Raw genomic sequence first — 9,704 nt, 5'->3', positions numbered from 1 at the left:
TAGCGCGGTGGTCCCACCTGACCCCATGCCGAACTCAGAAGTGAAACGCCGTAGCGCCGATGGTAGTGTGGGGCCTCCCCATGCGAGAGTAGGGAACTGCCAGGCATCAAATTAAAGTGTGCTGATATGGCTCAGTTGGTAGAGCGCACCCTTGGTAAGGGTGAGGTCCCCAGTTCGACTCTGGGTATCAGCACCAGTTTTAAAGCGTGAGTTCGGTAAATAACAGAATTTGCCTGGCGGCTTTAGCGCGGTGGTCCCACCTGACCCCATGCCGAACTCAGAAGTGAAACGCCGTAGCGCCGATGGTAGTGTGGGGTCTCCCCATGCGAGAGTAGGGAACTGCCAGGCATCAAAAACAGAAGCCCTGAACGAAAGTTCAGGGCTTTTTTGTATGTTTAAAACTCGCAACCAGGCTCAAGATTCGCCAAAAACGTCGAAATGGGTTAATGCGAAATAATATTAAGGTTATAAAAAAACCTCTGCCAGATTGCGCAGAGGCTTAAGTAGCTCACCGAATATCAATGAATAACTTGAGAAAGGAAGGCGCGTGTACGTTCTGATTTAGGATTCGCAAAGAACTCCTGCGGCGGCGCTTCCTCAACAATCTCTCCGCGATCCATAAAGATCACCCGGTCTGCCACCGTACGCGCAAAGCCCATCTCGTGCGTCACGCATAACATCGTCATACCATCTTCTGCCAGACTAATCATCGTATCGAGAACCTCTTTCACCATTTCTGGATCGAGTGCTGAGGTCGGTTCATCGAACAGCATGATTTTCGGTTTCATACACAGTGAACGCGCGATCGCCACACGTTGTTGCTGCCCTCCTGACAACTGTCCTGGAAACTTATGGGCATGTTCCGCAATACGCACGCGTTGCAGATAGTGCATCGCTAACTCTTCCGCTTCTTTCTTCGGCATCTTGCGCACCCAAATCGGTGCCAACGTGCAGTTTTGCAACACGGTAAGATGCGGGAACAAATTAAAATGTTGGAATACCATGCCGACTTCGGTACGAACACGCTCAATATTGCGCACATCATCGTTAAGATGGATGCCATCTACTACAATGCGGCCTTGTTGATGCTCTTCTAAATGATTGATGCAACGAATAGTCGTCGATTTCCCTGACCCCGAAGGCCCACAAAGAACAATGCGTTCGCGGGGTTTCACCAACAAGTTAATATCTTTGAGAACATGGAACTGACCGTACCATTTATTCACGTTTTCGAGCGTAATCATCATGGCGTCAGCCGCATTAGTCATAATTTGTGTCATGTAAAACCTCAGTGCGATTTACGCCCGGTGTGGAAGCGCTTCTCCAGATACTGGCTATAGCGCGACATGCTAAAACAGAAAATCCAGTAAACCATGGCAGCAAACACGTAGCCTTCAGTCGACATGCCCAACCAGGTGGGGTCAACGGTGGCTTGCTGCACGCTACTGAAGAGATCGAATAGGCCGATGATGATCACCAGGCTGGTATCTTTAAACAGTGCGATGATGGTATTCACTAAACCGGGGATGGTCAGCTTAAGTGCCTGTGGCAGAATAACCAGCATCTGCGTTTTCCAGTAGCCGAGTGCCAGTGATTCCGCCGCTTCAGTCTGCCCTTTTGGCAGTGCTTGCAAGCCGCCACGCACCACTTCTGCAACATAAGCGGACTGGAACAGAATCACGCCGACCAGCGCACGTACCAGCTTGTCGATAGTCGTGCCCTCTGCCATAAACAGCGGCAGCATCACCGATGACATAAAGAGCACGGTAATCAGTGGCACACCACGCCAGAACTCAATGAAAATCACTGACAGGGTGCGAACCACGGGCATTTTTGAACGACGAGCCAGCGCCAGCAGAATCCCCAACGGCAGCGCACCAGCGATGCCAATTGAGGCAATAATCAGCGTCAGCGTCAGACCGCCCCACTGGCGGGTTTCCACGCGATCCAGCCCCAGATACCCGCCATACATCAGCAGCCAGACCACTATTGGGTAGATCACCGCCCAGCAGGCAATGTAGCGACCACGACGTGGCATCGACTTAATGAACATGGGAACGATCGACAGTAGGCCAATCACCAACGCCAGATTAATGCGCCAGCGCAGTTCGTGCGGATAAAGTCCATACATAAACTGGCCAAAACGTGCGTGGATGAATACCCAGCATGCACCTGCTTTGGTGCAGTCTGCACGTGTTTCGCCAATCCAGTTAGCCTGGAAAATCAGCCAATCCAGCGCCGGTGGAATCACACTCCAGATAATCCAAAAGCTGAACAACGTGAGCAGGGTATTCAGCCAGCTTGAGAACAAATTTTTGCGCGCCCACAGCCAGGCTTTCCCTAACGGATTGCTGGGTGCAGGCGATGTATCGTGTGTGGTTACAGACATAATGATCCCGTTCTCTTATCGCTCAACTAGCGCAATTTTGCGGTTGTAAAGGTTCATCAGCAGTGAAATAAGCAGGCTGATGATCAGATAGACCGCCATGGTAATCGCAATAGTTTCAATGGCCTGGCCAGTTTGGTTCAGCACCGTGCCGGCAAACAATGACACCATATCGGGATAGCCAATGGCCGCGGCCAGTGATGAGTTCTTCACGATGTTGAGATACTGACTGGTTAACGGTGGAATGATCACGCGCATTGCCTGCGGGATGATGACCTGACGCATCGTGACAGGATTTGGCAGACCCAGCGAGCGGGCTGCTTCATTCTGACCGTGCGGCACGGACTGAATCCCAGAGCGAATCACTTCGGCAATGAACGATGAGGTATACACAGAAAGCGCCACCGTTAGCGCCGCCAGCTCCGGGATCATCACAAAGCCGCCGCGGAAGTTGAATCCGCGCAGTTCTGGTACATCCCAATGCGTTGCGGCACCAAATAATGTGTGTGCAATCAGGGGTAACAGCACAATCAAACCTGCAGCGGCGGGCCACGTGCGGCGTAACTGGCCGGTTTTTAATTGATGCTTACGGTTGAAGCGGAAAAGTGCAACGCTGCCGAGGATGGCCAGTGCCAGCGCAATCAGGAATGGCCAGGTGCCAGGTGCATACTCTGGCCACGGAATATACAAACCGCGGTTACTGACAAACGCCAGATCAAACGCATTGAGTGCCTGACGTGGCCCTGGCAGGTTACGCAACACCGCAAAGTACCAGAAGAAGATCTGCAGCAGCGGTGGGATATTACGAAACGTCTCGATGTAGATGGTCGAGAGTTTACGCAGCAGCCAGTTTTCAGACAGACGCGCGAGCCCCACGGCGAAGCCCAGGATGGAGGCAAATACAATGCAGAGTGCGGAAACCAGCAGGGTATTGGTCAACCCCACCATAAACACGCGCGCGTAAGTATCTCCTTCGGTGTAATCGATCAGGTGTTGGACGATGCCGAAACCGGCATTGCGCTCAAGAAATCCGAAACCGGAAGTGATGCCGCGGTTGGCCAGGTTGATTACTGTGTTGTGGACCAGATATCCCACCACAGCAAGCACGGCCACAATCGCGATGATCTGGTAAAGCCAGGCGCGAACCGTAGGATTACCAAACGAAAAATCCCTCTTTACGGTTGGGCGTTGTGACATGTTGAAACCTCAGTGAAGAAAACGCTTGGGCACCGCAGGGTGCGGTGCCCGACTGGCAGAACAGACTTAGCGTACTGGTGGAGCGTACTGGATGCCGCCCTGGTTCCAGAGTGCATTCTGGCCACGCGCGATTTTCAGTGCGCTGTCTTTACCCACGTTGCGATCGAACACTTCCTGATAGTTACCGACCTGTTTGATGATGTTGTAAGCCCATTTATTATCAAGTTTCAGGTCTTTACCGAAGTCACCTTCTGCACCCAACAGGTGAGCCATATCCGGGGTAGTGGGTTTGGCCGCCATCTGATCAACATTCTTAGAGCTCACGCCCATCTCTTCTGCGTTCAGCATGGCGTAAAGAGACCATTTAACGATGGTGAACCAGTCGTCATCACCACGACGTACCACAGGACCCAGCGGCTCTTTAGAGATCACTTCTGGCAGCACGATGAAATCATCTGGTTTGCCGAGTTTCACACGCAGTGCATACAGCTGAGACTGGTCGGAAGAGAGGGTATCGCAGCGGCCACTGTCGAGTGCTTTCGCTGACTCATCAGAACGGTCGAAGGTCACTGGCGTATACTGCATTTTGTTGGCTTTGAAGTAGTCAGCCACGTTCAGCTCGGTATCGGTACCGGCCTGAATACATACGGTGGCACCATCCAGCTCTTTGGCGCTTTTCAGGCCCGCTTTCTTATGGGTCAGGAAGCCGATGCCGTCATAGTAGTTCACACCAGCGAACAAGAAGCCCATGCCACCATCGCGCGAAGAGGTCCAGGTGGTATTACGAGACAAGATATCCACTTCACCAGACTGGAGCGCAGTGAAACGCTCTTTAGCCGTCAGCGGGGTGTATTTCACCTTGCTTGCATCACCAAATACCGCAGCCGCAGCAGCGCGGCAAACATCCACGTCGATTCCGGTAAATTTGCCGCTGGCATCAGCGTAAGAGAAGCCTGGCAGGCCATCGCTGATACCGCACTGTACGAAACCTTTCTTTTTAATGGCATCCAGCGTGGTGCCTGCGTGCGCTTGTTGAGTAACGGCGAACAGCGAGGCTGCAGCGACCAGGGTGGAAAGCATCATCTTTTTCATAAAGCATCCTGTGTGGCGAGATCGTGTGTTGTTATGTTTGCACGCACTTTAATGTGCGCTTTTTTCTGTCTGTGGCGGTTAGCCATCCACGACTCTGCAAAGGTAATGCCAGGTTTGCAGAATCCTGAATTCACTGGAAAGATCTTTTAATAAAAGGACGCATCCAGAAATTTTGGCTACTATCGCGCACCAAAAGGCTGCATGACGAGACGACGCGATCACAAATAGTGCAAATAGTTTCACTATGTGGAAGCAGTGTGAGCCATCACTCAGGATAAAATGTATGCGTTTGCAGGGTTACGGTAGAAACGGTGCAGGATCACTGGGAAAGCGGCATGGCGGGCGTTATGACGCACAAAGCAGGCGCTAAAAAGGGGCAAAAGACGTGCGGTAAGAGAGACGAAATATCACGGATGCAATTGCAACTATCGTTACCATATCCGCGACAATTGTTTCATCCGTTGCTAACGCAGGGAAACTATGGGTGAGGCACAAACAAAAACGCCAACCCGAGGGTTGGCGTTAGCGCAGCAAAGAACAATTAGTTCATGCCGTATTTTTTCAGCTTCTTACGCAGGGTACCACGGTTGATACCCATCATCAGAGCTGCACGGGTCTGGTTGCCACGGGTGTACTGCATCACCATGTCCAACAGAGGCTGCTCAACTTCAGCCAATACCAGCTCATACAGATCACTTACATCCTGACCATTCAGTTGAGCAAAATAGTTCTTCAGTGCCTGTTTCACCGAATCACGAAGTGGCTTTTGCGTCACCTGATCCTGTGAGTTAACGGTAGAAACGGTCAGTACATCAGAATTTACGCGTTGTTCGAACATAGTTCTTTCAGCTCTTTATTTCGTTTACGCAAGATTTTCGAAGTATGCCTCCAACGCCTCCAGCTGTTCGCTGGCATCCTCTATGGCGTTGAATGTGCGCCGAAACTGGTCATCAGGAGCACTTTCCTGCAAATACCAGGAAACGTGTTTACGAGCAATACGGTATCCCTTGCGCTGACCATAAAAGTCGTGCAGTTCCCGTATATGTCCAATCAGCATTTGCTTCACTTCAGCCAGCGGCTTCGGTGCCAGCAGCTCCCCTGTGTCCAGATAATGCTGGATTTCCCGGAAGATCCACGGTCTTCCCTGAGCAGCGCGTCCAACCATCAGAGCATCGGCTCCGGTATAGTCGAGCACCGCTCTGGCTTTGTGCGGGTCAGTAATGTCACCATTCGCGATAATCGGAATGGAAACGCTCTGCTTAACTGTCCGAATGCTGTCGTATTCAGCGTGCCCCTCAAACAAACAGGCGCGCGTGCGGCCATGAATGGTGAGAGCCTGAATGCCACAGCGTTCAGCCAATTGGGCAATCTCTACACAATTACGATTTTCTTTGTCCCAGCCGGTGCGAATCTTCAGCGTAACCGGTACATCAACTGCATTCACTACCGCACGGAGGATGGACTCCACCAGTGACGGATGCTGCAGCAGTGCTGAGCCAGCCATCTTACGATTCACTTTCTTAGCCGGGCAGCCCATGTTGATATCAATGACCTGCGCGCCAGACGCCACATTAATGCGCGCGGCAGCAGCCATCTCATCAGGATCGCAACCGGCAATTTGCACGGCACGGATTCCAGGCTCGTCACTATGCACCATACGCAACCGGGATTTATCACTGGCCCAAACTTCTGGGTTTGATGACAGCATCTCGGAGACAGTCATACCCGCGCCGTTCTCGTAACACAAGGTGCGAAATGGCTTGTCGGTAACGCCAGCCATAGGTGCAGCGATGAGTCGATTACGTAGCTGATGGTGTCCAATGCGCATGAAAAAGAAGTGACCCTAACTGTTCGCAAGGCGGCGTATATTACGCATTTTTTAAAGAAGATGAAAGGCCAAACTTTGAACAATTCACCGTTAAACTGCGAGGAATTCGGCCTTAACAGCAATGCTACAACTAATAATCTATATAATTCAGTGCATTAAAAAATTATGCTGAAATTGTGAGCAAAAGTTTTTCTTAAAACATGCCCAAAATCACGACATAAAAACCGCCACATCCGGTAATTAGCCAGAGAAATGACGGCGATATGATTATTAAATGTACTAATTTGATTGCTTTCAGTTAGCAGATTTTCGGCTGATATGCAGAGGGTGAGTTGCTTTCACTGTCTGATGGCCAAACAGCAAACCGGCCAGCGAAGCCAGCCGGTGATCAAACTCAGCGGCGCACGCCGGTAATACGGCACCACTCCTCTTTTTCAGCCACCGGATCAAGTACGAAGCGCTCAACATAGGCTTCGCACACCCCTTCAGCCTGGCTGGCTAATACGCCCGACAATCCCAGATGTCCGCCCGCTTTTGGCAATACGCTAATCAGCGGCGCCAGCTCACGTAGCGGGCCTGCGAGGATATTGGCGACAACCACATCCGCTTGCAGGTTTTCCGGCTGTTGATGCGGTAGATAGAGCGACAGACGATCAGAAACGCCATTGCGCTCCGCATTGTCACGGCTGGCCTGAATAGCCTGCGGATCAATATCAATCCCGATAGCCTGCGACGCGCCCAGTTTAAGGGCGGCTATAGCGAGAATGCCGGATCCACAGCCAAAATCGATCACAGTTTTGCCTTGCAGATCAAGTCCATCAAGCCAGGTGAGACAGAGCGAAGTGGTCGGGTGGGTGCCGGTACCAAACGCCAGGCCCGGATCCAGCATCACGTTGACGGCATTCGGATCCGGCACGTCCCGCCAGCTCGGGCAGATCCACAAACGTTCACCAAAACGCATCGGGTGGAAGTTATCCATCCATTCACGTTCCCAGTCTTTATCCTCGATCTGCTCGATCTTGTGATGGAAATGCGATCCCAGCAGTGGATGTTGACTCAGTTCGGCCACCACATCGTCCATCTCGGTTTCGGCGTCGAACAGACCAATCACATCCGTATCGCCCCATAAGCGTGTTTCACCCGGCAGCGGTTCGTAAACCGGGTTGTCATGGGTATCCTGAAACGTCACCGAGACGGCGCCCACGTCCATCAGCGCATCGCTCAGCGGCTCGGCATTTTCGCCGGTACTGTTAATTTTGATTTGAATCCAAGGCATAGCGTTTCTCTTTATTTCACCGCAGCGTGACGCGCTTCAGGCGTGCTGCCAAACAAATTACCCACCACGAAGGCCAGCAGGCTTAAGGTCAATGAGGGAACGATAGGGTGAAAGCCCCATAGTTCAATTTTCAGGCTGGCAAGTAAGGTATAGCAAGCCGCGCCGACAACCATGCCGCTGATAGCACCTGTCGAATTAGCGCGCTCCCAATACAGTCCCAATACCAGCGGCCAGAGGAACACGGCTTCCAGTCCGCCAAAGGCCAGCAGATTGAGCCAGATAATCATATCCGGTGGATTCCACGCCGCCAGTAACAGCAATATGCCCAGCACGAAAGTGATAGTGCCGGATAGCATACGCAGGCGCGATTCATTCTCGCTGTGCTGTGGCGCAATACGCAAATAGAGATCCTTGATCAGCGTAGCGGAGGATTGCAGCAGCTGCGCGTTAATCGTTGACATGATTGCTGCCATCGGTGCAGCGAGAAACACGCCGGCTGCCATTGGCGGCAACACGGTGATCATCAGCGTCGGGATCACGCGATCCGGAACAGTGAGATCCGGCAGAATGGCACGGCCTAACGCCCCCGCCAGATGCATGCCGAGCATCAGAATCACCACGACAATGGTGCCCAGAATGATGCCGCGATGCATGGCTTTACTGTCTTTATAGGAGATACAGCGCACCGCAGTATGCGGCAAACCAATCACGCCAAAGCAGACCAGCACGGCGAAAGAACTCAGGAATGTCGGATTAATGACGTTGCCAACACCTTCCGGCGACACGAGTTGGGGATCGATGGTGCGCAGTTTCGTCACGGCCGTTTCGAGTCCACCCGCCTGATGGATAATGGCAAACAGCAGTAAGAAGGTGCCGACCAGCATTACCAGGCCTTGCATTGCATCGTTGAGTACGCTGGCACGGAAGCCGCCAAACGCGGTATACAGCGCGATGGTGCCACCAAAAATTAATAAGCCGGTGTCGTAGGGAATACCCGCAGCGGTTTCCAGCAGGCGTGCACCACCAATAAACTGTACGGTCATTGCGCCAACAAAAGCCACTAATAAGCTAATACTGGAGAGCCAAATCAGCAGTGTGCTGCCATAGCGGCCATATAGCATGTCATTCAGCGTCACAGCGTTATAGCGGCGCGCGAGAATGGCGAATTTCTTTCCTAATACACCGAGCGAGAGCCACACCGCCGGCACCTGAATCATCGCCAGCAATACCCAGCCAAGACCATATTTATAGGCAGCACCCGGCCCGCCAATAAACGAACTGGCACTGATGTAGGTGGAGGTAATCGTCATGGCCAGCACAAAGCCACCCATCGAACGGCTGCCGAGGAAGTATTCGGTGAGGAAATTGCCCTGACGCTGTTTGCGCATCGCAAACACCGATAAACCGGCGATCAAGACCAGATAGGCTAATAGCGGCAGAATGATTTCACTGTCCATCTTGATCCTCAAGCGACATGTCGCGATACAACAGGCGAACCATCACCCAGCAAAGGACGATAAATAGCAGCGGGGCGAAAATGCAGGAGAGCTCAAACCAGTGCGGTAATCCGGTGATGCCGCTCTCATTGCCGCCTAGCCAGGCACTTAGGCCCCAGACGGCGAGGTACGCCAGCGTCAGATAAAATGCCCAGCGCGCCTCTTTGTTCGCTTGTAAAAAACGCCAATCCATTATGCAACCTCAACGGTAACAAAAATGAAAAAGGCCGGATTAACCGGCCTTTGTTTGCTCTGCGCTGCGATTACTTCTCGTGCAGGCCGAGTTTTTTCTCCAGATAGTGGATGTTGGTGCCACCTTGCTGGAAATGTTCGTCGGACATGATTTTCATCTGCAGCTCGACGTTGGTCTTGATGCCGTCGATGATCAGTTCCGCCAGCGCATTTTTCATGCGCGCGATGGCCACTTCA

Annotated in this window: 9 protein-coding genes, 1 tRNA gene, 2 rRNA genes and 1 pseudogene; 3 read left to right on the top strand and 10 right to left on the bottom strand. The window is 52.2% G+C overall.

What is annotated here, in order from left to right; all coding sequences use genetic code 11:
- From rrf (WFP70_RS26305) to rrf (WFP70_RS26295), 3 genes are all read left to right on the top strand, one after another.
- Positions 1–105 (top strand): 5S ribosomal RNA (gene rrf / locus WFP70_RS26305); the annotation flags it as partial.
- A 15-nt stretch (positions 106–120) separates the two neighbouring features.
- Positions 121–196, top strand: a tRNA-Thr gene (locus WFP70_RS26300).
- Positions 197–232: 36 nt separating this feature from the next.
- Positions 233–348: ribosomal RNA gene (rrf, locus tag WFP70_RS26295) — 5S ribosomal RNA — on the top strand.
- Positions 349–518: 170 nt separating this feature from the next.
- Here rrf (WFP70_RS26295) and WFP70_RS26290 read toward each other — a convergent pair.
- From WFP70_RS26290 to WFP70_RS26245, 10 genes and pseudogenes are all read right to left on the bottom strand, one after another.
- The gene (locus tag WFP70_RS26290; protein ID WP_337024880.1) at positions 519–1,280 is read right to left on the bottom strand and encodes an amino acid ABC transporter ATP-binding protein; all 762 of its coding nucleotides are present in this window, start codon (positions 1,278–1,280) and stop codon (positions 519–521) included.
- An 8-nt stretch (positions 1,281–1,288) separates the two neighbouring features.
- Positions 1,289–2,389 carry an amino acid ABC transporter permease gene (locus WFP70_RS26285; protein ID WP_337024881.1) on the bottom strand — a complete coding sequence of 367 codons (1,101 nt, stop codon included), beginning with the start codon at positions 2,387–2,389 and terminating at the stop codon, positions 1,289–1,291.
- A gap of 15 nt (positions 2,390–2,404) precedes the next feature.
- A complete protein-coding gene (locus tag WFP70_RS26280; RefSeq protein ID WP_034830186.1) occupies positions 2,405–3,583 on the bottom strand; it encodes an amino acid ABC transporter permease in 1,179 nt (392 codons plus the stop codon).
- A gap of 66 nt (positions 3,584–3,649) precedes the next feature.
- On the bottom strand, positions 3,650–4,675 hold the full coding sequence (locus WFP70_RS26275; RefSeq protein WP_034830184.1) for an amino acid ABC transporter substrate-binding protein: 1,026 nt from the start codon (positions 4,673–4,675) through the stop codon (positions 3,650–3,652).
- Positions 4,676–5,216: 541 nt separating this feature from the next.
- Positions 5,217–5,513: a DNA-binding transcriptional regulator Fis gene (fis, locus tag WFP70_RS26270; protein ID WP_003855228.1), complete on the bottom strand. Its 297-nt coding sequence runs from the start codon at positions 5,511–5,513 to the stop codon at positions 5,217–5,219.
- A gap of 24 nt (positions 5,514–5,537) precedes the next feature.
- Positions 5,538–6,503, bottom strand: a complete 966-nt coding sequence (gene dusB / locus WFP70_RS26265; protein ID WP_038644355.1) for a tRNA dihydrouridine synthase DusB — start codon at positions 6,501–6,503, stop codon at positions 5,538–5,540.
- A gap of 394 nt (positions 6,504–6,897) precedes the next feature.
- A complete protein-coding gene (prmA, locus tag WFP70_RS26260; RefSeq protein ID WP_166936785.1) occupies positions 6,898–7,779 on the bottom strand; it encodes a 50S ribosomal protein L11 methyltransferase in 882 nt (293 codons plus the stop codon).
- Positions 7,780–7,790: 11 nt separating this feature from the next.
- Positions 7,791–9,236: a sodium/pantothenate symporter gene (panF, locus tag WFP70_RS26255; protein WP_034830170.1), complete on the bottom strand. Its 1,446-nt coding sequence runs from the start codon at positions 9,234–9,236 to the stop codon at positions 7,791–7,793.
- The gene (locus WFP70_RS26250) at positions 9,226–9,468 is read right to left on the bottom strand and encodes a YhdT family protein (RefSeq protein ID WP_034830168.1); all 243 of its coding nucleotides are present in this window, start codon (positions 9,466–9,468) and stop codon (positions 9,226–9,228) included. The genes panF and WFP70_RS26250 overlap by 11 nt, the downstream gene beginning before the upstream one ends.
- Before the next feature lie 70 nt (positions 9,469–9,538).
- A pseudogene (locus WFP70_RS26245) lies at positions 9,539–9,704 on the bottom strand (acetyl-CoA carboxylase biotin carboxylase subunit); the annotation flags it as partial.

Origin of the sequence: Pantoea sp. USMM079 (assembly GCF_037153115.1) — a bacterium.
In the GTDB taxonomy this organism is placed as follows: domain Bacteria; phylum Pseudomonadota; class Gammaproteobacteria; order Enterobacterales; family Enterobacteriaceae; genus Pantoea; species Pantoea communis.
The sequence above is the reverse complement of the archived record's forward strand: the minus strand, read 5'-3'. Positions and strand labels throughout refer to the sequence as shown.

Coding starts and splice junctions, on each gene's coding strand:
- WFP70_RS26290 (WP_337024880.1), bottom strand. CDS start 1,280: ATGACACAAATTATGACTAATGCGGCTGACGCCATGATGATTACGCTC.
- WFP70_RS26285 (WP_337024881.1), bottom strand. CDS start 2,389: ATGTCTGTAACCACACACGATACATCGCCTGCACCCAGCAATCCGTTA.
- WFP70_RS26280 (WP_034830186.1), bottom strand. CDS start 3,583: ATGTCACAACGCCCAACCGTAAAGAGGGATTTTTCGTTTGGTAATCCT.
- WFP70_RS26275 (WP_034830184.1), bottom strand. CDS start 4,675: ATGAAAAAGATGATGCTTTCCACCCTGGTCGCTGCAGCCTCGCTGTTC.
- fis (WP_003855228.1), bottom strand. CDS start 5,513: ATGTTCGAACAACGCGTAAATTCTGATGTACTGACCGTTTCTACCGTT.
- dusB (WP_038644355.1), bottom strand. CDS start 6,503: ATGCGCATTGGACACCATCAGCTACGTAATCGACTCATCGCTGCACCT.
- prmA (WP_166936785.1), bottom strand. CDS start 7,779: ATGCCTTGGATTCAAATCAAAATTAACAGTACCGGCGAAAATGCCGAG.
- panF (WP_034830170.1), bottom strand. CDS start 9,236: ATGGACAGTGAAATCATTCTGCCGCTATTAGCCTATCTGGTCTTGATC.
- WFP70_RS26250 (WP_034830168.1), bottom strand. CDS start 9,468: ATGGATTGGCGTTTTTTACAAGCGAACAAAGAGGCGCGCTGGGCATTT.